Origin of the sequence: Scytonema sp. PCC 10023 (genome assembly GCF_963920835.1) — a bacterium.
In the GTDB taxonomy this organism is placed as follows: domain Bacteria; phylum Cyanobacteriota; class Cyanobacteriia; order Cyanobacteriales; family Nostocaceae; genus Kalymmatonema.
On the sequence record NZ_CAWUDP010000001.1, the window covers coordinates 143,085 to 167,210 of the forward strand.

Here is a 24,126-nt window from a genome sequence, read left to right on the forward strand (position 1 = left end):
GAGACTCTAAGACATGAGAATTGGCACGATTGGTACAGGAAATATGGCAAGGTCTTTGGGGATCTTGTGGGCAGAACAGGGTCACGAAGTTTTTTTCGGTTCCCGCGACTCCTATAAGGGTAAATCTGTAGCCGAATTTGCGGGACACGGAGCCAAAGGCGGAACCAATGATGAAGCAGTTGCATTTGCCGATGTCATCTTCTATTCAGTCCGTGACATGCCTTCTAGCGTGCTGTCCTCAACCGAGGTTCTATCGGACAAGGTTTTGATTGACTGTAACAACCGGGAGATTCCTGAAGGTTTCGCTTTTGAACCTATTTTTGATGAATCACTTGCTGAAAAACTGGCAGCAAATGTACCGAATGCTCATGTGGTTAAAGCATTTAACACAATGGCGCAAGAAGTTTTTGAATTAAGCCCGGAACCACTCAACGAATATAACGTTTCGTGTTTCATTTGTGCTGATAACGAGCAGGCTAAGAAAACAGTCATGACGCTTGCTAAAGAAATAGGTTTTTCTCCTATTGACTGCGGATCGTTACGTAGCGCTCGCATGGTTGAAGGTTTAGGGGACTTTATCCGTTTTATGATAGGTGGAATGAAACTTGGCTCATATGCAACTATTTCTGTCAATAAGCTTTCAGAAGCTAAAAAACAGCGTCTTGGCGGTCGAAACCCAGGGTATCGGTAATTCTTTTGAAATTTAAAATGCGTAAGGTGGGCACTTACCGCCCACCCGACTACTTGTGCAAAACTCGCATGAGATTTAAAACTTAGGAGAAAAAAGAGAAAATCAAGATGGATTTACAACTCAATGGAAAAAGAGCTTTGGTAACTGGCAGTAGTAGCGGCATCGGTCAAGCGATCGCTAAAATACTAGCGCGCTAGGGAGTCAGCGTTATTGTACATGGTCGCAGTCAAGAGCGAACGAATCGTGTTGCCCAAGAAATGATCAATGAAGTAATCATTTATCTGTGTCCATCTGTGTCCCATGAGTGGTTCATTATTTCTTTGGTGTACCTTACTCCGGATTCTTACCGCTATAAGAGGAAAATCATGACCCAAGAAGAAGCAAGATTGCAGCAAGATCGCGAACGCACCGCCTATTGGAAACGCTGGGGTCCGTACCTCAGCGAACGGCAATGGGGAACAGTCCGCGAAGACTACAGCCCTGACGGTAGTGCTTGGGACTACTTCCCTCACGACCACGCCCGTTCCCGCGCTTATCGTTGGGGTGAAGATGGAATCGCTGGTATTTCTGATAACCATCAAAGATTATGTTTTGCGATCGCTTTGTGGAATGGTCAAGACCCAATTCTCAAAGAACGAATTTTTGGCTTAACAGGAAATGAAGGCAATCACGGGGAAGATGTCAAAGAATACTATTTCTATCTCGACAACACCCCGACCCACTCTTACATGAAATGTCTTTATAAGTACCCACAAGCTGCTTTTCCCTATACTCAACTTGTAGAAGAAAATCGCTCCAGAAGCCGCAAAGAATTCGAGTTTGAATTGCTCGATACAGGTGTTTTTGCTGAAGACCGCTATTTTGATGTATTCGTTGAATACGCCAAAAATACACCGGAAGATATTTTAATTCAAATCAGTGCAGTCAACCGAGGACCAGAGGAAAAAACATTATATCTGTTACCAACGCTATGGTTTCGCAATACTTGGTCTTGGTATCCCAATCAAGAAAAGCCTTTTGTTAAAGTCTTAAAATCTGATAATCACCTCAGTGTGATTGAAGCTTTTGAATCAACTTTAGGAAACAGATGGCTATACTGTAACGAAGCGACACAATTGCTGTTTACAGAAAACGAGACAAATTGTGAAAGATTATTTGGTGTTAATAATGGTTGTGCCTACGTCAAAGACGGAATTAACGATTATTTGATTCAGGGTCGTCAAGATGCAGTCAATCCTAATCAAATTGGCACGAAAATGTCAGCTTCTTATGTGTTGACGATCGCACCCGGCGAAACCAAAACTGTGCGGTTGCGACTTTGTGACAATTCAGAACTGGCAGAACCATTTGGCGCTAATTTTGATACGATTTTGGGCGATCGCACCAGAGAAGCCGATGAATTTTATCAGCGCATTTCTCCCTTTCCTGCAACCGAAGACGAACGCAATGTCCAGCGACAAGCATTTGCAGGGTTGTTGTGGAGTAAACAATTTTACTATTATGTGGTAGAAGATTGGTTAAAAGGCGATCCGTCGGGTCCACCGCCACCAGAGTCGCGTCAAAAGGGCAGAAACTCCGAATGGCTACACGTTTTTAATGATGATGTGATCTCAATGCCTGATAAATGGGAGTACCCTTGGTTTGCTGCTTGGGATTTGGCGTTTCATTTGATACCCTTAGCCATGATTGACCCAGACTTTGCTAAGCGGCAACTTAGCCGCCTGACGCGAGAATGGTATATGCACCCCAACGGTCAACTTCCCGCTTATGAATGGGCGTTGAGTGATGTCAACCCTCCAGTTCACGCTTGGGCAGCTTGGCGGATCTACGAGATTGAGCAAAAGATGTACGGACGTGCTGATAAACAATTTTTAGAGCGCGTGTTTCAAAAGCTCCTCGTCAACTTTACTTGGTGGGTAAATCGCAAAGATATCGAGGGCAAGAATATCTTTCAAGGCGGTTTTTTGGGGTTAGACAACATTGGCGTGTTTGATCGCAGTTCTGAACTTCCCACAGGTGGCTACTTAGAACAAGCAGATGGTACCAGTTGGATGGGTATGTTCTCCGTGAATATGCTGACGATCGCCTTAGAACTGGCAAAAGATGAGCCAGTTTATGAAGATATTGCCAGCAAATTTTTTGAGCATTTTCTTCGCATTGCAAGTGCAATGGATGGCATTGGCAACGATGATATAGCACTGTGGGATGAAGCCGATGGCTTTTACTACGATGCGCTGCATTTCCCTGATGGTCATCATTGCCCGATGAAAGTGCGATCAGTCGTGGGGTTGGTTCCCTTGTTTGCTGTGGGAACGCTAGAACCAGAAATTTTAGAAAAACTGCCTTCCTTCAAACGAAGAACCGAATGGTTTATCAAAAACCGACCTGACTTGACTTCAGGTATCGCCTGTATGCAAAGCTTAGGGGCGGGTCATCGCAAATTGCTGGCAATTACTAATCAAGATAAGTTGCACCGCATTCTGGAAAAAATGTTAGATGAAGCAGAATTTTTGAGTCCTTATGGCATTCGCTCTGTTTCCAAATATCACCAGGAGCATCCTTATATCCTAACGGTAAATGGTCATGAGTACCGAGTGGATTACGAACCAGCCGAATCCTGCACTGATTTGTTTGGTGGTAACTCTAACTGGCGTGGTCCGATTTGGTTTCCGATGAATTATTTGATTATTGAATCACTCCAAAGGTTCCATCACTACATGGGCGACTCATTCAAAGTGGAATGTCCAACAGGTTCTGGCAATCACATGACCTTAAACGAAGTGGCAATTGAATTATCTAACAGGCTAGGTCAGATTTTTATGAGAAATTCCTCTGGACGTAGACCTGTTTATGGTGGTACCGAGGTGTTTCAAACTAATCCACATTGGCGTGACTTAATTCTTTTCAACGAATACTTTCATGGAGACAACGGCGCGGGTTTGGGCGCTAGCCATCAAACTGGTTGGACGGGTCTAGTTGCAGAAATGATTCAGCGATGCACAGAACATGGCAAAGAATTATGAAATCAGCGATTATAAGGTGCAAAAATGAGCCTGTCTCTTGATATTGTTGGTTACAGTCATCGCACTTATATGTAAGACGCTTGTCCTAAGGAGAAATTCGAGCATCTGTTGTGTTTACTCCCTTCCCACTCTAAAATTACCTAAATCTCTCTAACTCTTACCTCTGTGTCCTCTGCGCCTCTGCGGTTTTTTAATTAAGTAATCTTCGGGCGGGAAGGGAGTAGTTGTGTTTAATTGATAGCAAACTGCAAACAGGCATTTGGCGCAAGCCGTCTTGAAGAGAAGGACGCGAAGAAAAAAGGGAAAAACTTAATGAAAGTTGGAAAATCATACACAAGATTACTTGTCAAGGACTGGAAGGCTTGTTTCTTGTTTTACAAAGATGTCATAGAATTTGACGTTGCTGTAGAAAATGAACAAGACGGATATGCTGAGTTTAAAGCCGGAGATATGAGACTAAATCTATTCCGGCGGCAAGAAATGGCACAATTGATTCACAACTCAGAAAAGCCTGCTCATGCTGAATGTCAAGATACTGTGGCGTTGATTTTTACAGTGCATGATTTAGAGGAGGAATATCAGCGATTAAGACATAAAGGGGTGCAATTTACCGCAGCACCTATGAATAATCCCTACTTTGGAATCAAAACAGCTTATCTTCGAGATCCAGACGGAACTCTGATTGGCTTATACGAGTTTCTTGTATAAAAAACCAGCAATTAAACAAGGGAGGTCACCGAAGCGCTATGGCTAAACCTGTAATAATAACCGTTGACGATGACCCAGAAGTTTTGCAAGCCGTGGCGCGGGATCTACGGCAAGAGTATGGCGATCGCTTCCGAATTATCCGCGCCGACTCTGGTGCCAGTGCCTTGGAAGCTTTGGAACAACTCAAACTCCGTAATCAGCCAGTGTCGCTGTTTCTTGTGGATCAACGGATGCCACAAATGTCCGGTGTGGAGTTTTTGGAACAAGCCATGTCTATGTTCCCAGAGGCGAAACGTGCTTTACTCACCGCTTATGCAGATACCGATGCCGCCATCCGCGCCATCAACAATACAAAAATTGATTACTATTTGATGAAGCCGTGGGACCCGCCAGAAGAACGCTTGTATCCAGTACTAAACGATTTACTCGAAGACTGGCAAGCAAACTTCCACCCACCGTTTGAAGGGATTCGCGTCATCGGTAACCGCTGGTCACCGCACTCACACCAAGTTAAAGATTTCCTAGCGCGAAATCAAGTGCCTTACCAGTGGATGGATATTGAATTATCAGAAGAAGGACAAAAACTCACGGAATATGCTAGCGGTGATAAAGTAAACCTGCCGGTCGTCCTCTTTGCTGACGGTTCCCATCTCATCCAGCCAACCAACCTGCAAATTGCTGAGAAAATTGGGCTGCAAACTCAAGCAGGAAAACCATTTTATGACTTGATTATCGTTGGTGGCGGTCCTGGTGGTTTAGCAGCTGCGGTGTATGGCGCATCAGAAGGGCTACGCACGGTGATGATTGAACGTGAAGCCCCAGGCGGACAAGCTGGGACAAGCTCGCGTATCGAAAATTACCTTGGTTTTCCCACAGGCTTGAGTGGTGGCGATTTGGCACGGCGTGCTGTGACTCAAGCAAGACGGTTTGGCGTTGAAATTCTCACCCCACAAGAAGTTACGGGTCTTCGCTTAGAAGACCAGTATCGAATTGTGCAACTGGGAGACGGTGGCGAAATCAGTTGCCACGCCATGATCTTAGCGCTGGGTGTGTCGTGGCGGCGGTTAGATGTGCCTGGACTTGATCGGCTGACTGGTGCAGGAGTCTACTATGGTGCCGCACAAGCTGAAGCGATGAGTTGCCAAGGAGAAGAAGTTTACATTATTGGTGGGGCAAACTCAGCCGGACAAGCTGCAATGTACTTTTCGAGATACGCCCACACAGTGACGATGTTAGTGCGTGGCGGCTCCCTAACTAAGAGTATGTCTCAGTATCTGATTGAGCAAATTGTAGAAACACCAAATATCATTGTCAAGACACATAGCAGTGTGATAGAGGCAAAAGGAGAAACAAGTTTAGAAGCACTTACTATTCACAATTCTTTAACAGGTGAAACACAAACCGTTCCTGCAACATCACTATTCATTTTTATTGGTGCCGTTCCCCGCACTGAATGGTTAGATGGTGTCATTGAACGAGATGATCGCGGCTATATCATAACAGGTCCAGACTTGCAAAAAGATGGGCAACGCATCAAGGGATGGACACTAGAACGCGATCCCTATTTGTTAGAAACGAACGTCCCTGGCGTTTTCGCTGTGGGTGATGTGCGTCATGGTTCGGTGAAGCGAGTTGCTTCTGGCGTTGGTGAAGGTTCAATCTGCGTTCAGTTCGTTCATCGATACCTTAGCAACGTGTTGTGATCCTTGAAATGAGTTCACAATGTCTGCCAGATACAGCAACTCTGGCGTTGCATTTACCACATTGTAGGGGTACAGCACTGCTGTGCCTCTACAAGCGCGGTGTATTGCAATGAACTGAAAACCTTAATGCGGGGAATCTCTTGGATTTGATGTCAACATTGATTTAGCACTCAAAGGTGACAGCCATGCAGCAAATAACTCTCGCTGAAGCATCTAAACAATTGCCTGAATTAATCGAGGCAGTAATCAATGGCGAAGAAATTATCATTAATGCCTCATAACAACAGTATAATGATGCAACTGATCGCACCTGGAACACTTAAGACTTCACGGCTGTTGCTTGAGCCACTAGTGGCATCTCATGCAGTACATATCTACAGGGAATTGCAGGATGAAAGGCTTTATCAGTTTATCCCACAGGAGCCTCCTACATCATTGCAGCTTTTGGAGACTCGATACAGTGCGCTATCTTCAAGACTTTCTCCTGACCGGCAACAAGCATGGCTGAATTGGGCTGTGAGTCTTCGCGGTGGAAGATATATTGGAACATTAGAAGCAACAGTATATGCGAACCGGACAGCTGCGATCGCCTACATGATTTTCCCATCATTCTGGCGACAAGGTTATGCAAAGGAAGGATGTTTACAACTGCTAAATCATCTTTTCAACGACTATAAAGTCAACCTTGTAGCAGCCGAGATAGATACTCGTAACGTCGCGTCCATTGAACTCATTAAATCACTTGGATTTAAGCGCGTGTCCACAAAAGAAAACGCGGACTTTTTTAAAGGATGTGTCAGCCACGAGTATCGATATGAGTGTATGTCGTCTTTTACTTGACTCACTCATCTGCTAGTTGGATAAACTAAACTAAGGTTTTTGCATCAAACAACCAATTTTTGATGTAAGTATGAATTAGGAATAAGAGGTAACAGCCATGCAAGAAATAACTCTCGCTGAAGCATCTAAAAATCTGCCTGAATTAATTGAAGCCGCCATCAGTGGCGAAGAAATTGTGATTACAAAAGACAATCAACCTGTTGTCAAATTAACTCCTATATCGCCAGTGAAGCGTCGCCGTGCTGGGAGTGCTAAAGGCTTGATTACAATATCCGATGATTTCGACGAACCGTTAGAAGATTTCAAGGACTATATGTAATGAGGCTGTTGATAAACACTCATATCTTTCTTTGGTACATTCTGGACATTCAGAAACTTAGTCCTACAGTACGAGCATTAATTGACGATGAAGATAACAAAATTCTGCTTAGTACTGCTAGTGTGTGGGAGATGGCAATTAAACAAAGCACAGGCAAGCTCAATTTTCATCTGCCATTTAGGATATTCATAGAGCAGCAACTCAGCCAAAATAACTTCTCTTTGCTAAACATCAACCTCGACCACCTTGCTGTTGTTGCTACTCTACCTTTTCACCATCGTGACCCATTTGACAGACTTTTAATTGCACAGTCTATCGTAGAAAACATACCTATTTTAAGTGTAGATTCAGCCTTTGATGCCTATCCTATTGAACGGCTGTGGTAAGTAACAATTATTTGTTTAATATAAGGAGTTGCCATGCTGCACGATCCAAATCAAATGACGCTGTTTCCTAAATTGCCAGATGATGCTTTGGACGAAATGAAGCAGTTTGGTACTGAAATAGAACTTAATGCAGGTGATCTGTTGTTTAGTGAAGGTGACTCAAAATATCACTTTTTTGTTGTCTTAGAAGGCGAAATTGAAATCACTAAACAAGTTGGCGCTGAAACGAAAGTGCTAGCTGTTCATCGTCGTGGTGAGTTCATGGGCGAACTTTCAATGCTAACAGGTTCGGGTGCGATCGCCTCAGGGCATGCGATCGCACCCAGCCGCGTTTTGCAAATCGACGTTGAAACATTTAGACATATCCTCACTGAATGTTCGCCTATTGCTGAAGTCATTCTCAGTGCTATGGCAGGACGCACCAAAGATGTGGAAGTGCAACTGCGGCAGCAAGAGAAGATGGCAGCCTTAGGTAAAATGTCAGCAGGTTTAGCACACGAATTGAATAATCCAGGGGCGGCGGCGCGACGGGCGGCTTCCCAGTTGCGCGAGAATTTTCAAAACTTGCAAACTCAAGCTTTAGCGCTCAATTTACTATCCAAAGAGCAACTAAAATTTATTAATGATATTCAACATCAAGCAACATTACACGCCTGTCACTCGTCCAAACTCGACCCCATTACCCAAAGCGATCAAGAAGACGAAGTGACAGAATGGCTGGAAGACCATGATGTGAAGAATAGTTGGAAACTTGCCCCCACATTGGTTAACGCCGGACTAGACACTTCAAAGCTTGATACTCTTGCTGACAACATTCCCGTTGACTGTCTTTGCAGTGTCCTCACATGGCTTGACGCAACACTTTCATCCTTCGGGCTGATCCACGAAATTGAGCAAAGTACCGTCCGTATTTCTGAGTTGGTAAAAGCAATTAAAGGTTATTCCTACATGGATCAAGCCCCTCTGCAAGAAATAGATGTGCATGAGGGAATTGAAAACACTCTGCTCATTCTTCATCATCGTCTCAAAAAAGGAGTCATTGTTAACCGAGAGTATGACCGCACTTTGCCAAAAATTTGTGCTTATGCCAGTGAACTTAATCAAGTGTGGACAAATTTAATTGACAATGGCATAGATGCAATGAAAGGCAAAGGTGATTTAACGATTCGTACTTATAGAGAAAATAATTGTTTGGTTGTGGAAATTGGGGATACTGGGGTAGGTATTCCACTAGCAATTCAATCTCGGATTTTTGAACCATTTTTCACAACTAAAGGAGTGGGTAAAGGCACAGGCTTAGGTTTAGAAATTGCCTATCGCATTATTGTTAACAAACATCACGGTGATATTCGGTTTGAATCGAAACCTGGTGAGACACGCTTTCGAGTGCATTTGCCTATTCAAGGTGTAAATTCATGTCAAAAGGTTTGTGAGTAGAATTTTCACGCCTGATTGGATGCAAGCTATGACTGAGATTTTCCAAACACAGCGTTTGATTATTCGTGAGTGGATACCTGAAGCTGATGCTGCACAAGCCTTTGAAATCTACGGTGATTCAGAGGTGGTGCGCTTTCTGAGTGGCATTCCAGAGGAGAGTGTGGAAAACGTTCGGGTGAGACTGCAACGAGTGACTGAACGCTATACCCAACTTAATAATGGTTCTGGCTTGTGGGCAATTGTTGAAAAGCAAACCGGAGAAATTGTAGGAACTGTCCTGCTGAAACAACTACCTAATAACGAGGGCAAACCAACCCAAGATTATGAAGTGGGTTGGCACTTAAAAAAAGCGGTTTGGGGCAAGGGTTATGCGACAGAAGCCGGACGAGGTGCTATTGAGTATGGATTCAATCTTCTCAAATTACCCGTCATCTATGCAGTAGTGAAGCTTGAAAACCATGGTTCAATTCGGGTGACTCAACGGCTTGGCATGATACCAATGGGTCGTACTCACAAATATTACGGTATCGAACTGGAGTTATTTAAACTAGATACAGATCAGTTTTTTCTGTCTTGCCAAATTTAATAACATTCTAATTTTGGGATGTGTATTGCTAATACAGCCAAGGTTTAATATTCATAGTGCTGAAAATTTTGGGACTTAGGAGGAGCGGGTGTCCGAAGTGGAACTATTATCTGATGTTGGTGCGGACTATACCCGACTGCGTAAGCTGTTGGAAGCTGGCAAGTGGAAAGAAGCCGATGAGGAAACCGGAACGCTCATGCTTAAAGTTGCCAGTCGGGAAACTCAAGGCTGGCTAGATAGCGAATCCCTTAGCAAATTCCCCTGCACAGACCTTCGCACAATTGATCAGCTTTGGGTGGAATACTCAAAAGGGCGTTTCGGCTTTAGTGTGCAAAAGCGCATCTATGATGAAGTTGGAAAAGACTCCGAGAAGTGGGGCGATCTCGTTGGATGGCGTCAAGAAGGCATCTGGTTGAACTTTTCAGATCTCACTTTCAATATCAATGCCCCAACTGGTCACCTACCGGGACGGTTTGCGCGTTTCCCAGTGGGGTGGGGGTGGTGGTTTGGTCCTTTTCTTGTGTCGAGAATTGAAGAGTGTAGCCTTTGACATCCTCACCGCCCGCTTATGGGACGGTGATTCCCAAGACTCACGACTTGGGTTTCTGCTTCATTGCAACTGCCTCTACCCTTGAGGGATTTGGTCTTATGTTCGATCCACAGACTGTAACGGTGTGTCCCACCGCCATATGTATCGAAATCCAAAAAAAAGGAATTCTTATGCGTTTTGTTGATTCAAGGGATGTTTCCCATTGCCCCATCCTCTTTTCCCGGTCTACCGATTTTTCTTCCCCGTTGCAATACTTGCAAACTTTGGTGTTAGGGTTTATGTCTCCATCGTCGCGGGTGGGTCAGTGACCTCTTTGATTGTATCAGTAAAGCCGTCCTTTTAGGACGGGGTTTTAGACCCAAAATTTTCGATAAACTCAAGGTGTTATCATGCTTAATATAGAAACTTTACGCCAAGTTCCTCTGTTCTCTAAGTTATCAGACAAACAGTTGCAATGGCTACTTGATCAAGGTGTGGAGGTATGGCGAGAACCGGGAGAAATTCATCGCCATGAAGGTGACCCTGCTGACCATGTTTTTGTACTGCTAGAAGGTCAAGTTCGGATTACACAGAAAGTTGGCAATCAAGAGATTTTGTTGGCGATGTACGAACCAAAAACGCTGTTTGGTGAATTGCCTGTGTTAATGGGTCAGACACATTTCTGGGCGAGTGGTCGTGCTGTGACTCGTAGCCATATTCTGGAATTGCCAAACCAGGTGTTTTGGGAAATGCTTTCGAGTTGTACTTGCGTCATGACGGAAATTCTCCGCACAATGGCAGAACGGTTGCAAGCGGTACAGACGATATCACAGCACAGAGAAAAACTAGTAGCATTAGGCACTCTGGCAGCAGGATTGGCACACGAGTTGAATAACCCGGCTTCCGCATGTCGCAGAGCTGTAGGACAATTACGTCAAACCAGGCAGGTGTTGCAGCCTTTAACAGTAAAGCTGAATCAAAAAGAAATGACCTGCGACCAAAAAGCGTTTGTTGCTAAATTGCAGCAAGATGCGATCGCCACTGCTAGAACAGCAACCAGACTCGATCCACTGATGCAAAGCGATCGCGAGGATGAGGTGATGCAATGGCTAGAAGCACATAACGTTGGCAATGGTTGGAAACTTGCTCCCACGTTAGTTACAGCAGGGCTTGATATCGATTGGTTGGAGAATGTTAAGAAAAATGTAGGTGAATTCTTGCTTGGTAATGTCCTGACTTGGACAGAAATAACGTTACAAGAATGGGGTTTGTTAGACGAACTTGACCATTCTACAACCCGAATCTCTACCTTAGTTGATGCCGTCAAAGATTATTCCTACATGGATCGGGCACCTCTACAGGAAATAGACGTACATGAAGGTATAGAAAGTACTCTCACAATTTTAAATCACAAGTTAAAGCACAGTAATGTAGTGCTCACGCGCGAGTATGACTGTGACGTGCCGCTGATTAGTGCTTATGGCAGAGAACTTAATCAAGTTTGGACGAATTTGATTGATAATGCGATCGATGCTGTCAACGGGCAAGGTGGTCAAATCTGGATTCGCACCAATTGCGAAAGTGACTTTTTGCTCGTGGAGATTGCTGACAATGGTCCGGGAATTCCGCCAGAGGTTCAGTCTCACATTTTCGAGCCATTTTTTACAACTAAAGGAGTCGGTGAGGGGACTGGATTAGGTTTGCACATTGTCTACCAGATTGTCGTGGGACAGCATCAAGGTGATATTCGGCTGTTGTCTCAGCCAGGGGACACTAGGTTTCAGGTGCGGTTGCCGATGAATTTGTCGTAATTTGCTGATTTTACCTCAAAGTTTATCAAGCGTTATACGCGCGTTGCATTCATACGTATAACCTCACCCCGCCCTTACGGGCACCCCTCTCCTTAATAAGGAGAGGGGCAGGGGTGAGGTTTTGGACGCAACGCGCGTATTAGGCTTAAGCCCGAAGGTGTATATCACCTCAGCGAGAAAGGGTTATGATTTGGTGCAAAAAATAATTCCTAAGGATTCAGACAATGCGAGCAACCGTTTACCACGGACCCGGCGACGTGCGAGTTGAAAACGTTCCCGACCCAAAAATTCAGCAGCCCAGCGATGCAATTGTCCGAATCACCCACGCCTGCATCTGCGGTTCAGATTTGTGGTTTTACCGAGGGTTGGAGAATTGGAAACCGGGGTGGCGCACAGGTCACGAGTGGATGGGCGTAGTCGAGGAAGTTGGTTCCGAAGTCCGCAATATTAAAAAAGGCGATCGCGTCCTTGCCCCCTTTGCTTTTTCCGATGGCACCTGCGAATTCTGCGGTCAGGGATTGCAGACTTCCTGTGTTCAAGGTGACTTTTGGGGCGGAGAATCGAACGACGGCGGGCAAGCAGAAGCGGTACGTGCGCCGTTCGCTGAGGCTACTCTTGTCGTTGTACCCCCTTCCGTGGAAAACGACGATGCCATGCTCAAGGCAATTCTGCCTCTCACCGATGTCATGTCAACTGGTCATCACGCGGCGGTTTCTGCTGGAGTGCAGCCAGGGGGTACAGCAGCGGTCATTGGCGATGGTGCTGTTGGGCTGTGCGGCGTACTGGCAGCGAAGCGGTTGGGAGCAGAACGCATCATTATCCTTGGTCGTCACGAAAAACGTTTAGAAATTGCGCGGCGCTTCGGGGCTACTGATGTGGTGACGAGTAGAGATAAGCAGGCGGTTGGCGAAGTTCAGGAGATGACCAAGGGCGGCGTGGAGTCGGTGCTGGAATGCGTCGGAACTGAATCATCTATGGATACAGCAATCGGAATTGCTCGTCCTGGGGGGGCGATCGGCTTTGTGGGAGTACCCCACGGTAGCGAGACAATCAATTTGGGGCGGATGTTCTACTCAAACATCGCCTTACGCGGCGGAGTTGCGCCAGCCCGTGCTTACATTCCCGAACTACTTACCGACGTGGTAGCAGGTAAACTGGACTCTTCCCCCGTCTTGGATCTCACCGTTGACCTCAATGGCGTTCCCTCTGGATACGCAGCGATGGACACCAGGGAAGCGATTAAGGTGATGGTGCAACCCTAATTTCAATTTTGGATTGGTACTGAGTTGCCTTAAATGTGAAAATTAAGGCAGACATCAGGACAATCCTATGAGCACAAACTGTACGCATCTCAATGAGATCCACGACGTTACACCCAGCGCCAACGGCTGCAAAGAATGTCTCAAGATGGGCGATAGGTGGGTGCATTTGCGCCAGTGCCTTATTTGCGGTCACGTTGGCTGCTGTGACTCGTCAAAAAACAAACACGCTACTAAGCACTTCGACGGTACTGGGCATCCGGTTGTGAAGTCCTTCGAGCCTGGCGAGGACTGGAGGTGGTGCTACATCGATAAGACTTTCGTGTAGAAGCATGATTGAATTAGTTAACCTGAGTTCGGTATCCAATTAAGCCATTGCAACTTCTTGGAATTTAGATCCTACTGTAGCGGCTTTAGGAAGTTTTGCGATCGCCTTTATGCGGGGCTTTGCCCATCGCTTGGCATCACTTTGCGCTATTGCAAAACACCATAAGTCTTGCGGGCAGCCTAAGCCAACGCGTAGGGTGCGCTTTGTGTTTAGGCGGGTACAGACTGCCCGCTGAGTTCTGAGCCGGCGGCACGGCTTCGCCCTTAGCGCAAGCTCCTCCGGAGGAGGCACGGACACGCTACGCACATGAAGGAGCCTGCGCTTTGCGCTTACGCGATCGCATTAGGACGTTTGCGTAGCTTGCCCAGGTAATATAGCAATTCTCACTTGTATATAGCAGTCCGTGCAGGATTTGTGAAAAAACAAGATCCCCGACTTCTTTAAGAAGTCGGGGATCTGAAAAACTCAATTTTCACAAATGAAATAGGATTGCTATAGAATACACCTATAAACATAAATTTCCCTTACTGCAAAACCAAAAACCCGATGCCCGCCAAAGACCTCTATCACGATGCTGTAAAAAATGCTCTGATTAAAGATGGGTGGCTGATCATCGCTGACCCTTACATAATTAAATATGAAGACGCTGAACTGTATGCTGACTTAGCCGCAGAAAAACCAATTGCCGCAGAACGCCAGGGGCAGAAAATTGTTGTCGAAATTAAAAGCTTTGTTGGTAAGTCTCAGATGTACGACTTCCATAACGCTCTGGGACAGTACATCGTCTATCGCAACCTCATCCAAGTCAGCGAACCTGAATATAATTTGTACTTAGCAATTGACGACATTGTTTATTTAAACTTTTTTCAACGTCCATCAGTTCAACTCATTGCCAGCCAAAACAATCTGCAATTAATTATCGTAGATATCCAACAGGAGCAAATTGTGCAATGGATACACTAAGCCGCTATCGCCATACTGTCCAAGAAACCATAAAAAAATACTATAACTTGACCAATTCTCAACCCGCTAACACCACAGACTCTACAATTAGCGATCGCCTGATTTTAGATGAACAAAACGACCAATACCTGTGGCTGCGTTGCGGCTGGGATGACAAAAAACGAGTGCAGCACATTATCTTATACCTCCAGATTCAAAAGGGTAAAATCTGGGTTGAAGAAGATAGCACCGACTTGGTGATTGTTGATGACTTATTGGCAGCAGGTATCCCAAAAACCGATATTATTTTGGGCTTCCATCACCCAAGTAAAAGGGCATTAACTGAATTCGCGCTCGCCTAAAGCGGGGCGATGCCCATCGCCTAAACAAATTCCAGTCCTGACTCTGTGAAAAAATTAAGAAACCCGGTCTAAAGCACGCTTGGACGGCACTACGTGCCTGTTCCTCCGGGGCTTTCACGGTCCCGCTAAGTTTTGGTAAAAATACCATCAATCTCTTCACTTACCTGCGGAATGTGGGCTGTAATATAAGGCTTTAAGGCTTTCATCGAAATTTTCAGCAAAAGTTTGCCGGACATTCGGCTGCTTTTATCATTTTTATGAGAGATTCCCATAAGTAAATCATAAGTAAATATAGTTAGATTTGATAAAATTGGCAATAGCCGTATAGGTATACGGATAATACCTCAATGAAGCGTGACAGAACGGGAAAATTTATCCATACTTGGGAAAAAGAACCGAAGCAGGCAGTCAACTTATCGCTAACTAAGACAGCTTGGCAGATTCTAAAGCAGGAGGCGCGTGAACGTGGTATTTCCCGTTCTGAGTTGGTAGAACGCTATGCTCGTACCTTGCAATCTGATTTGTCTTTCAACAATCTTAGTAGCAACGGCAAGCTTGGCGCTTCCCATCTAGCAGCGGAAACACAACAAAGAGTTGATAACGACTTAGAAGGACTTGTCGCAGAACGAACGTCCCAACTATATCGAGCCAATGCACAACTGCAAGTGCAAATTCTTGAACTGCAACGAACCATTGAAGCTTTGCAGTCACGCAAGTTTGATTTCACTCCACCTCAGCCAGCCCAAGCAGCACTACAAGGTAATCCCGAAGTTATTCACATTCTCGAAAGTATCACTGATGCTTTCATTGCCTACGATCGCGACTGGCGCTACACCTACGTTAATGAGGCAGCTGTTGGGCTACTAAAGAAGAGCAGAAACGAACTCATTGGTAAGCGCGTCTGGGATGTGTTTCCTCTTTTATGCGGCACCAACGTTGAACGCATAATGCACAAAGCGGTAGATGAACAAACTGCTCTTGTCTTCGAGGATTATTACGCTCCTTTGGACACTTGGGGGGAAGTTCATGCCTACCCGTCTGCTGAAGGGCTTTCTCTGTTCGTTCGGGACATCACCGAGCGCAAGAAATTGGAACAACTACTCCAAGAGAACGCACAAGCTCAAGCTAATCAACGCCAATGGCTGGAGGCGGTACTCAATCTGCTGCCCATTCCACTGGTATTTATTGAACCTCAAACGGCTCGCTTCACCTTCTCCAATCAGGCAGCAAATGAGATGGCAGGGGGTAAAATTCTTGATCATCGCCCTGCTGGTGTGTATGATACAGAGTTTTCCTGCACCGATGCCACAGGGCTACTTATTCCGCCCGAGCAACTTCCCGCAGTCCGGGTGGCACGAGGCGAAAAAATTCATGGGGCAGAGCTGAACTGGCACACTCCAACAGGTGTTTACTCGCTGCTGGTTTATGCAGATACCTTACCCGCAATGCACGATCAACCAGCAACTTGCGTGATGGTGTTTCAAGATATTGGCTCCCGCAAACAGGTAGAGTTGCAACTTCACCAAAGCCAGCGATTCATCCAACAGGTTGCCGATGCTACGCCCGGTGTGTTGTACATCTATGATTTAATCGAGCAGCGCAATGTCTATGTAAATCGTCAGATTGGCGAACTCCTGGGTTATACCCCAGAACAAATTCAGGCAATGGGAAGCGAACTGTTTCCTCACCTCATGCACCCTGACGATTTTGCCACTCTTCCTAACCACTTGGAACGCTTTGAGCACGCTCATGACGGTGAAATTATTGAACGAGAGTATCGAATGCAGCATGCCAATGGAGAATGGCGTTGGCTTTGGAGTCGGGATCTTATTTTCAGCCGTACACACGATGGGTTACCCCAGCAAGTGATTGGCATCTCACATGATATTAGCGAACGCAAACAAGCAGAAGAAGCTCTGCGGCAACAAGCCGAGGCATTAGAGAACCAGCAGAAATGGTTGGAAGCGGTGCTTGATTTAATGCCGACGCCTATGGTGTTCATCGAACCGGGAACAGCAAAGGTAACTTTTGCCAATCGAATTGCCAATGAATTGGCAGGTGGTGACTTACCCAAAAACAAATCTCTCGAAGAATACCCCCAAGCATACTACTGCACAGATGCAGCAGGTCAGCGCATTCCGACTGAGCGAATGCCTGCGGTTCTTCTAGCAAGAGGAGAAAGATTAGAAAACTATGAAATGAACTGGCATACACCTGGTGGTATTCGCTCAACTCTGTGCTGGGGAGAAACATTACCACCCATGTACGGACATTCCGCTGTTTGCATTGGAATGTTTCAAGATGTCACTAGGTTGAAGCAAATTGAGGAGAACCTGCGACAAACCGAGGAAGGGCTACACCTTGCCTTGTCTGGAACAGGCACGATCGCTTGGGATATGGATTTGAGGGCAAATCATGTCGTGTGCTCTCCCAATGCCCTTGAGGTTTGGGGAATTCAAGCAGGTACGAGAGAAGACTTTTTTGCTGTCGTCCACTCTGAAGATCGGCAAAGTGTCATCGAAGCCTATGAGCGTGCTAAAACCGGAGAAGACTACGCTCAAGAATACCGCGTTATTGGTTCAGATGGAATGGCAAGATGGTTCCGCAGCCAGGGACGAGTATACAAAGATGCTGATGGTCCTGTACGGTTGGTAGGAGTATCGATTGATATAAGCGCCCGTAAACAAACAGAACAAGCGCTCGCAGCAAATGCTCAACGATTAAGTCTGGCTTTGGCAGCTGCGAAAATGGGAGATTGGAGTTGGGATGCAGCAACAGATATTGTCACATTTTCTCAACGAGCAGCCGAAATTTTTGGCATTCCGTCTGGTCCTTATATGACTTGGACGCATATGCGCGACCTACTTCATAAGGAAGACCGAGAGCCGGCTCGTCTAGCGGTCGAGGAAGCAATCCGCTACGAGCGTGATTATGACATTGAATACCGGGTGATTCATCCCAATGGAGCCGAACGATGGGTTGCTGCAAAAGGACGTGCTCAGTATAGCGTTTCAGGAGATGTCCTGAGTATGTTCGGAGTTGTGCAGGATGTGACCGATCGCAAACAGATGGAAGCGGAACTCCGTCGTCGAGAGCAAAGGTTCAAGACTTTAGCTGAAAATTCCCCAGATATCATCAGTCGAATTGATTCAGAATTTCGCCATCTTTATGTTAGCCCTGGTATCGAACAGGTGACTGGCATTCCAGCAGAAGAATTCATTGGCAAAACCAATATTGACTTAGGTATGCCACCAGAGAATTGTAGGCTCTGGCATGAGAACTGGCAACAGATATTCACAACTGGGCAAAGCCGTTCGATAGAGTTTAACTTTCAGGCGCTTAATGGTACCCGTTGGTATCAATCGCGTTTTGTACCTGAGTTTGCAGCTGATGGGACGGTCGAATCAATCATTGGCTATCTCCGTGATGTAACTGAGTTCAAGCGTAATGAGCAACAAGAGCGTTTTCTCGCTCAAGCATCGCAAACGTTTGCAGCAGCGAGTTTAGATTTGCAAACGGTTTTGAATACTATCACCCAACTTGTTAGCGAATATACAGGTGATGTTTGCGTCCTGAGTCTCCTTTCTGAAGATGGGCAGTGGCTTGACCCTGTCTCTGTTTACCATGTTGATCCAGAGGTAAGACAGTTTGTGAATGAACTGTTAAACAGTTATCCTCGCCGTGCTGATGAAGGGATTGGGGGGCGAGTGATGCAGACTGGAGTTGCCCTTTTGATGCCAGTGACATCACAGGAGGAGTTACGTGCCGCTATTATACCAGAGTATCAGCGCTACTTGGATCGCTTTAGGGTTTACAGCACATTGCTTGTGCCACTTAAGGTACGAGGACAAGCGATTGGAGTGTTGAGCCTGACTCGGAATTATCCCGGAGAACCTCACAATACCAATGACCAAACTTTATTTCAAAATTTGGCAGACCGGGCGGCTATGGCGATCGCCAATGCTCAACTCTATCAACAAGCTCAACTCTCACGCCAGCAAGCAGAGCAAACTGCTGACCGTAATGCACGTCTTTTATCAGTCACAGCAGCACTCTCTGAATCGCTCACTCCCACTGAAGTTGCTAAAGTGATTGTTGAGCAAAGTACCGCCGTTTTGAATGCTTGCTCTGCTATGATGGCAATTCTAAATAAAAATGGTACGGAGCTTGAAATCGTCTATTCTATTGGGTATCCACAAGATATAGGAGAATGGCGTTGCTTTCCAATCACAACACAAGTACCACTGGCTGAAGCTGTAAGAACTGGAGAACCCATTTGGGAAGAATCGACCGAAGCACGAGTGGCTCGTTATCCTCACTTGGCAGAATACTACGCCCAGTGTAATTACGGTAGTTGGATTTCGTTACCTCTGGTGGTAGAGGGTCGAGCAGTTGGAGGAATATCTCTCAACTTTACTCAATTCTCACCTTTAAGCGACGATGACCGGGCGTTTATCCTTGCCTTGGCTCAACAGTGTGCTCAAGCTATAGTCCGTGCCCAATTATATGAAGCCGAGCAACAGGCACTAGCCGCAGCCGTTCGCGAAGCGGCGCGTAGTGCAGCAGCTAACCGCACAAAAGATGAGTTTCTTGCTGTTCTCTCACATGAACTGAGAACACCCATGAACCCAATTTTAGGTTGGACGAAATTGTTGCGAGAAGGCAAACTCGATGCTAGCAAGACAGCAGTCGCTCTAGAAACTATTGAACGTAATGCCAAGCTACAAGTCCAACTGATTGAAGATTTACTCAATATTTCTCGGATTTTGCAAGGCAAGCTTAGTTTAAATTCTTGCCCTATCGATTTAAAATCGACAATTGCAGCGGCGCTCAAAACAGTAGATTTGGCAGCCCAAGCTAAAACGATTCAAATTCAAACTTATTTTGAATCGGATGTGGGTAATGTTTTAGGCGATGCCACTCGTTTACAGCAAGTCGTTTGGAATCTGCTCTCCAACGCTATTAAATTTACTCCGAATGGTGGGCGTGTAGAAATCCATCTCAAGGAAGTTGAAAAGCAAGCACAAATTATTGTTAGTGATACAGGCAAGGGCATCAATCCTGATTTTTTGCCCTACGTCTTCGATTACTTCCGTCAAGCAGATAGCAGTATCACTAGAAAATTTGGTGGTTTGGGGTTGGGGCTGGCAATCGCACGGCACATTGTTGAGCTACATGGGGGAACAATCCAAGCTGACAGTTTAGGAGAAGGACAGGGAGCGACGTTTACCGTTATGCTTCCCCTTATGCCGACAACGGCTTCAGCAACTCAAGAGGAGGCATTTATGCAAGACGCACTCACTTTGCAAGGAATTCAAATCCTGGCTGTTGATGATGATGCAGACAATTTAGAATTAGTCACTTTCGTTTTAGAGCAAGCTGGTGCTAGTGTTATGTCTGTGTCTTCTGCAACCGAGGCGCTGCAAAGACTCAAGCAAAACCAGTTCGATATTTTGTTAGCAGATATTGCTATGCCTGAAATGGACGGCTATACATTGTTGCGCTTCTTAAGAGCTATGCCACCAGAACAAGGGGGGGCAATTCCAGCGATCGCTCTGACTGCTTATGCAGGAGAAATCAATCAGCAACAGGCACTAGCCGCTGGATTTCAGTTACATATTCCCAAACCAATTGATCCAGAAGAACTGATTGAGGCGATCGCCCAAATTGTGTCGACTCATTCTACTATACTGTCGGATGAGCGCAAATGATTCATGAGACGACGGGGACTGTACATAAGGAAATCTTTATCCGCTCTCGGTTGCTATGCTATGGGGTTGCGATTCTGGCAGCGACAGTAGCCCTCCTGTTAACACAACTGCTTCTGCCGCTGCTAAATCCGCTGATATTTCCGCTGTTTTTCGCGGCTGTTGCAGTCAGTGCTTGGTATGGTGGAATGGGACCGGGATTGCTGGCGATCGCTCTGGGAGTTGGCTACAGCCTCTACTTCCTTATTGAGCCGATCCACTCATTTGTCATCACTAGTGCGAATCGCTTGGTGCAATTGATTGCGTTCTCACTCGTGTCATTTTTAATCGCATTAATCTGTACACAGTTGCACGTTGCCAACCGGAAAACCAAGGCAAGCTTGCGGGCAGTGCGGCAAGCCAATCGGCAGGTAACACGTACTTTAGAAAGCATAAGTGATGCGTTTGTTGCTCTCGACCGTGACTGGCGGATCATTTACCAGAATGCAGAAGCCGAGCGACTTAACGGCAAATCTCTGACAGAAGTCATTGGAAAGACTTACTGGGAGGAGTGGTCTGCGTTGGTAGGGACGAACGTAGAGCGCCAGTATCGGCGGGCAATGGCAGAACAGATTCCCGTCCACTTTGAGCATCACTATTACCAACCACCCACATCCGATATGTGGCTTGAGATTCACGCCTATCCTCATGAGGATGGTCTGGACATTTTCTTCCGGGATATCACTGATCGCAAACAGGCTGAAGTTGCATTGCGCGAACGGGAAGCACGACTGAGGCTAGCCCTTCGAGCCGCAAAAATGGGCACTTGGCAGGTAGACCTCCGCACAGGAGCAGTGCAGTTCGATGAAGCGCTCAATCAAATTTTTGGACTGTCGAGGAGTCCTCAGAATCGAGACGAGTGGCGCGAGTGCTTATATCCAGAGGATCGCGATCAAGTGGAACAGGTTTTTCAAAAAGCGGTGGCTAGTGAGGGTGAATACGATGTAGAGTACCGTATCGTTTGGTCGGATGGCTCACTGCACTGGGTCATCTCCAGAGGTGATATCATCCGTGACGAAGCCGGACAGCCAATCCGTGCTATTGGTGTCATTGCCGACATTAGCGAACGGCAAGCCGCGCTGCCCGAACGCAAACAAGCGCAACAGGAACTCCAAAAAACCTTACAAACCCTAAGCACCCTCATTAAAGCCTCTCCATTGCCTATAGTTGTCATTAAACCCGACATGACGGTACAGCTTTGGAATCCGGCGACAGAGCGGCTATTTGGTTGGAGTGAAACCGAGGTGTTGGGTCAACTCATTCCGATTGTTCCAGAAGAGAAACGGGAAGAATGCTGTCAGGTCAGAGCTGCGGTGGCGAAGGGAGAAATTTTTGCTGGCGTGGAAACCTATCGCTGTAAGCGTGATGGTTCAACGGTAATCGTCAGCATTTCGGCGGCTCCCCTTTACGATGAATCTGGCAGCGTCAATGCGATCGTGCTAATTTTTCAGGACATCACTGAACAACAGCAGGCAGAGTCAGCGTTGCGCGAGAGCGAAGAACGCGCGCAGCTTGCCATTAAGGTGGGTCGGCTTGGGATTTGGCGTTACGACCCCGACACAAATCTCGTCGAGCTGGACGAGCGGATGCGCGAGATTTGGGGCGAGCCGAATGATGTACTCAAGATTCCCCTTTCTACAGTGATAGAGCGGATACACCCTGATGACCGGACACGCGTAGCAAGTGCTGTTAGCAATGCGCTTGATCCCAAATTGTCGGGCACTTACGAGATTGATTATCGTATCGTGTGCTGCGATGGAACCGAACGGTGGGTGTCAGCCAACGGGCAGGCACAATTCGAGGGAGAGGGCATAGCCCGACGACCGATTGGGTTCACTGGAACCGCACTCGACATCACTGATCGCAAACAAACCGAAGCAACCCTGCGGCAAAGTGAAGAACGCTATCGGTATTTAGCAGAATCGATTCCGCAACTGGTGTGGACTGCCAACACAGATGGAATGCTTATTGATGTCAATCAACGGTGGTCAGATTTTACTGGATTAACCCTTACCCAAGCTCAAACCGCAGGCTGGGAAGCCATCGTCCATCCTGATGATCTACCCACTCTCAGCCAGAATTGGGCAGCAGCTCAACAAGCAGGTACCAGCTATCGAGCAGAAGGTCGGATGCGAGGAGCAGATGGAGAATATCGCTGGCATTTGCATCAAGCAGTACCGCTGAAAAATGAGCAGGGTCAGGTGATTAAGTGGTTTGGTACAGCAACAGATATAGAAAATCAAAAACAACTCGACCAACAACGCCAGCGGCTACTAGAGCAGGAGCAAGTCGCTCGTGCCCAAGCTGAAACCGCTAACCGTATAAAAGATGAATTTTTAGCGGTGCTGTCTCACGAGTTGCGATCGCCCCTCAATCCTATCCTGGGTTGGTCTAAGTTGCTCCTCACCGGCAAGTTAGATGCCACAAAAACGACTCAGGCGATAGAAACAATTGAACGCAATGCCAAACTTCAAGCGCAACTGATTGAAGATTTGTTAGATGTCTCTCGCATTCTGCGTGGCAAACTCAGCTTCAATATGGATTCTGTTAATTTGGCATCAACGATTTCAGCAGCTATTGAAACAGTGCAGTTGGCAGCGCAAGCCAAGTCAATTCAAATTCAGACAGTGCTTGATCCAAATATCGGGCAGGTTTTAGGTGATTCTGCTCGGTTACAGCAAGTGATTTGGAATCTGCTCAGCAACGCCGTCAAATTCACACTTGCAGGCGGACGGGTCGAAATTCGCCTGCAGCGCGTTAGCTCACTCGCTCAAATTACTGTCAGCGATACAGGCAAAGGGATTGATCCTGATTTTTTACCACACGTCTTTGAGTATTTCCGCCAGGAAGATGGCGCAACAACACGCAAGTTTGGTGGACTCGGGTTAGGGCTGGCGATCGTCCGTCACTTGGTCGAGCTGCATGGTGGTACTGTTCGCGCGGAAAGTGCTGGTGTTGGGCAAGGAGCAACTTTCACTGTCAGCTTACCGCTTTTAAACCCGGAAAAAAGTATAAAAAACGAAGATAAATCTTCATCTACCACGCTTGGCAAATTACCTCTCACTGCTCTCAAGATTCTTGTTGTTGATGATGAAGTGGACACAAGAGAGTTAATTGCCTTCATTTTGGAGCAGGCTGGAGGAAGCGTCATAACAGCGGTTTCTGCGATGGAAGCACTCCAAGTCATAGCACAGACCAAGTTTGATGTCCTAGTAAGCGACATTGGGATGCCCGACATGGACGGCTATATGCTCATGCGACAAATTCGGGTAATGCAAAGCGAGAGAAATAGTCAGATAAGAGCTATTGCTCTAACTGCTTATGCAGGAGAAATCGATCAGCAGCAGGCACTTGCGGCTGGATTTCAGTTACATATTCCCAAACCAATTGATCCAGAAGTCTTGATTGAGGCGATCGCTCAAATGTCAACTCATTCTAAGTAGGTTGGCGTTAAA

The 24,126-nt window shown here is 46.3% G+C and carries 19 protein-coding genes; 17 read left to right on the forward strand and 2 right to left on the reverse strand.

Going from position 1 to position 24,126, the window contains the following annotated elements; translation table 11 throughout:
• Positions 1-13: 13 nt before the first annotated feature.
• The 12 genes from ACM0OZ_RS00700 to ACM0OZ_RS00755 all read left to right on the forward strand — a co-directional run bounded on the left by ACM0OZ_RS00700 (position 14) and on the right by ACM0OZ_RS00755 (position 13,295).
• The gene (locus ACM0OZ_RS00700) at positions 14-691 is read left to right on the forward strand and encodes an NADPH-dependent F420 reductase (RefSeq protein WP_414580818.1); all 678 of its coding nucleotides are present in this window, start codon (positions 14-16) and stop codon (positions 689-691) included.
• A gap of 365 nt (positions 692-1,056) precedes the next feature.
• Positions 1,057-3,714: an MGH1-like glycoside hydrolase domain-containing protein gene (locus tag ACM0OZ_RS00705; protein WP_414580819.1), complete on the forward strand. Its 2,658-nt coding sequence runs from the start codon at positions 1,057-1,059 to the stop codon at positions 3,712-3,714.
• Positions 3,715-4,026: 312 nt separating this feature from the next.
• Positions 4,027-4,422 carry a VOC family protein gene (locus tag ACM0OZ_RS00710; RefSeq protein ID WP_414580820.1) on the forward strand — a complete coding sequence of 132 codons (396 nt, stop codon included), beginning with the start codon at positions 4,027-4,029 and terminating at the stop codon, positions 4,420-4,422.
• A 38-nt stretch (positions 4,423-4,460) separates the two neighbouring features.
• Positions 4,461-6,125: an FAD-dependent oxidoreductase gene (locus ACM0OZ_RS00715; RefSeq protein ID WP_414580821.1), complete on the forward strand. Its 1,665-nt coding sequence runs from the start codon at positions 4,461-4,463 to the stop codon at positions 6,123-6,125.
• A gap of 249 nt (positions 6,126-6,374) precedes the next feature.
• Positions 6,375-6,965, forward strand: a complete 591-nt coding sequence (locus ACM0OZ_RS00720) for a GNAT family N-acetyltransferase (RefSeq protein WP_414580822.1) — start codon at positions 6,375-6,377, stop codon at positions 6,963-6,965.
• A 97-nt stretch (positions 6,966-7,062) separates the two neighbouring features.
• Positions 7,063-7,284, forward strand: a complete 222-nt coding sequence (locus ACM0OZ_RS00725; protein WP_073634655.1) for a type II toxin-antitoxin system Phd/YefM family antitoxin — start codon at positions 7,063-7,065, stop codon at positions 7,282-7,284.
• Positions 7,284-7,670 (forward strand): type II toxin-antitoxin system VapC family toxin, encoded by a 387-nt coding sequence (locus tag ACM0OZ_RS00730; RefSeq protein ID WP_414580823.1) that lies wholly within the window; start codon positions 7,284-7,286, stop codon positions 7,668-7,670. The genes ACM0OZ_RS00725 and ACM0OZ_RS00730 overlap by 1 nt, the downstream gene beginning before the upstream one ends.
• Positions 7,671-7,703: 33 nt before the next feature.
• Positions 7,704-9,107, forward strand: coding sequence for an ATP-binding protein (locus ACM0OZ_RS00735; RefSeq protein ID WP_414580824.1), 1,404 nt, complete (start codon positions 7,704-7,706; stop codon positions 9,105-9,107).
• 28 nt (positions 9,108-9,135) lie between these two features.
• Positions 9,136-9,693 (forward strand): GNAT family N-acetyltransferase, encoded by a 558-nt coding sequence (locus tag ACM0OZ_RS00740; protein WP_414580825.1) that lies wholly within the window; start codon positions 9,136-9,138, stop codon positions 9,691-9,693.
• A gap of 88 nt (positions 9,694-9,781) precedes the next feature.
• Positions 9,782-10,243: a GUN4 domain-containing protein gene (locus tag ACM0OZ_RS00745; protein WP_414580826.1), complete on the forward strand. Its 462-nt coding sequence runs from the start codon at positions 9,782-9,784 to the stop codon at positions 10,241-10,243.
• Positions 10,244-10,632: 389 nt separating this feature from the next.
• Positions 10,633-12,033: an ATP-binding protein gene (locus tag ACM0OZ_RS00750; RefSeq protein ID WP_414580827.1), complete on the forward strand. Its 1,401-nt coding sequence runs from the start codon at positions 10,633-10,635 to the stop codon at positions 12,031-12,033.
• A 224-nt stretch (positions 12,034-12,257) separates the two neighbouring features.
• The gene (locus ACM0OZ_RS00755) at positions 12,258-13,295 is read left to right on the forward strand and encodes a zinc-dependent alcohol dehydrogenase family protein (RefSeq protein ID WP_414580828.1); all 1,038 of its coding nucleotides are present in this window, start codon (positions 12,258-12,260) and stop codon (positions 13,293-13,295) included.
• On the opposite strand, the gene ACM0OZ_RS00760 is transcribed toward ACM0OZ_RS00755, so the two are convergent.
• Positions 13,273-13,488 carry a hypothetical protein gene (locus tag ACM0OZ_RS00760; protein ID WP_414581059.1) on the reverse strand — a complete coding sequence of 72 codons (216 nt, stop codon included), beginning with the start codon at positions 13,486-13,488 and terminating at the stop codon, positions 13,273-13,275. The two genes, ACM0OZ_RS00755 and ACM0OZ_RS00760, sit on opposite strands and share 23 nt — an antisense overlap.
• Between ACM0OZ_RS00760 and ACM0OZ_RS00765 the strand changes: the two genes are divergently transcribed.
• The 3 genes from ACM0OZ_RS00765 (at position 13,441) to ACM0OZ_RS00775 (ending at position 14,924) form a co-directional block, all read left to right on the forward strand.
• Positions 13,441-13,620 (forward strand): UBP-type zinc finger domain-containing protein, encoded by a 180-nt coding sequence (locus ACM0OZ_RS00765; protein WP_414580830.1) that lies wholly within the window; start codon positions 13,441-13,443, stop codon positions 13,618-13,620. The two genes, ACM0OZ_RS00760 and ACM0OZ_RS00765, sit on opposite strands and share 48 nt — an antisense overlap.
• 546 nt (positions 13,621-14,166) lie before the next feature.
• Positions 14,167-14,583, forward strand: coding sequence for a XisH family protein (locus tag ACM0OZ_RS00770; RefSeq protein ID WP_414580831.1), 417 nt, complete (start codon positions 14,167-14,169; stop codon positions 14,581-14,583).
• On the forward strand, positions 14,571-14,924 hold the full coding sequence (locus ACM0OZ_RS00775; protein ID WP_414580833.1) for a XisI protein: 354 nt from the start codon (positions 14,571-14,573) through the stop codon (positions 14,922-14,924). The genes ACM0OZ_RS00770 and ACM0OZ_RS00775 overlap by 13 nt, the downstream gene beginning before the upstream one ends.
• Positions 14,925-15,049: 125 nt before the next feature.
• Here the strand turns inward: ACM0OZ_RS00775 and ACM0OZ_RS00780 are convergent, their stop codons facing one another.
• Entirely contained in the window at positions 15,050-15,196 is a 147-nt protein-coding gene (locus tag ACM0OZ_RS00780; protein WP_414580835.1) for a hypothetical protein, read from the reverse strand.
• Between the two features lie 75 nt (positions 15,197-15,271).
• Here ACM0OZ_RS00780 and ACM0OZ_RS00785 point away from each other — a divergent pair, with 75 nt between their 5' ends.
• Together ACM0OZ_RS00785 and ACM0OZ_RS00790 are read left to right on the forward strand one after the other, a co-directional pair.
• Positions 15,272-20,635: a PAS domain S-box protein gene (locus ACM0OZ_RS00785; RefSeq protein WP_414580836.1), complete on the forward strand. Its 5,364-nt coding sequence runs from the start codon at positions 15,272-15,274 to the stop codon at positions 20,633-20,635.
• On the forward strand, positions 20,632-24,114 hold the full coding sequence (locus ACM0OZ_RS00790; RefSeq protein WP_414580838.1) for a PAS domain S-box protein: 3,483 nt from the start codon (positions 20,632-20,634) through the stop codon (positions 24,112-24,114). The genes ACM0OZ_RS00785 and ACM0OZ_RS00790 overlap by 4 nt, the downstream gene beginning before the upstream one ends.
• Positions 24,115-24,126 lie beyond the last annotated feature (12 nt).

Bases quoted from the DNA above. Each gene is read 5' to 3' on its own strand.
- ACM0OZ_RS00755 (WP_414580828.1), top strand. From the start codon at position 12,258: ATGCGAGCAACCGTTTACCACGGACCCGGCGACGTGCGAGTTGAAAAC.
- ACM0OZ_RS00715 (WP_414580821.1), top strand. From the start codon at position 4,461: ATGGCTAAACCTGTAATAATAACCGTTGACGATGACCCAGAAGTTTTG.
- ACM0OZ_RS00735 (WP_414580824.1), top strand. From the start codon at position 7,704: ATGCTGCACGATCCAAATCAAATGACGCTGTTTCCTAAATTGCCAGAT.
- ACM0OZ_RS00705 (WP_414580819.1), top strand. From the start codon at position 1,057: ATGACCCAAGAAGAAGCAAGATTGCAGCAAGATCGCGAACGCACCGCC.
- ACM0OZ_RS00725 (WP_073634655.1), top strand. From the start codon at position 7,063: ATGCAAGAAATAACTCTCGCTGAAGCATCTAAAAATCTGCCTGAATTA.
- ACM0OZ_RS00770 (WP_414580831.1), top strand. From the start codon at position 14,167: ATGCCCGCCAAAGACCTCTATCACGATGCTGTAAAAAATGCTCTGATT.
- ACM0OZ_RS00710 (WP_414580820.1), top strand. From the start codon at position 4,027: ATGAAAGTTGGAAAATCATACACAAGATTACTTGTCAAGGACTGGAAG.
- ACM0OZ_RS00740 (WP_414580825.1), top strand. From the start codon at position 9,136: ATGACTGAGATTTTCCAAACACAGCGTTTGATTATTCGTGAGTGGATA.
- ACM0OZ_RS00720 (WP_414580822.1), top strand. From the start codon at position 6,375: ATGGCGAAGAAATTATCATTAATGCCTCATAACAACAGTATAATGATG.
- ACM0OZ_RS00790 (WP_414580838.1), top strand. From the start codon at position 20,632: ATGATTCATGAGACGACGGGGACTGTACATAAGGAAATCTTTATCCGC.
- ACM0OZ_RS00730 (WP_414580823.1), top strand. From the start codon at position 7,284: ATGAGGCTGTTGATAAACACTCATATCTTTCTTTGGTACATTCTGGAC.
- ACM0OZ_RS00780 (WP_414580835.1), bottom strand. From the start codon at position 15,196: ATGGGAATCTCTCATAAAAATGATAAAAGCAGCCGAATGTCCGGCAAA.
- ACM0OZ_RS00785 (WP_414580836.1), top strand. From the start codon at position 15,272: ATGAAGCGTGACAGAACGGGAAAATTTATCCATACTTGGGAAAAAGAA.
- ACM0OZ_RS00750 (WP_414580827.1), top strand. From the start codon at position 10,633: ATGCTTAATATAGAAACTTTACGCCAAGTTCCTCTGTTCTCTAAGTTA.
- ACM0OZ_RS00765 (WP_414580830.1), top strand. From the start codon at position 13,441: ATGGGCGATAGGTGGGTGCATTTGCGCCAGTGCCTTATTTGCGGTCAC.
- ACM0OZ_RS00700 (WP_414580818.1), top strand. From the start codon at position 14: ATGAGAATTGGCACGATTGGTACAGGAAATATGGCAAGGTCTTTGGGG.
- ACM0OZ_RS00775 (WP_414580833.1), top strand. From the start codon at position 14,571: ATGGATACACTAAGCCGCTATCGCCATACTGTCCAAGAAACCATAAAA.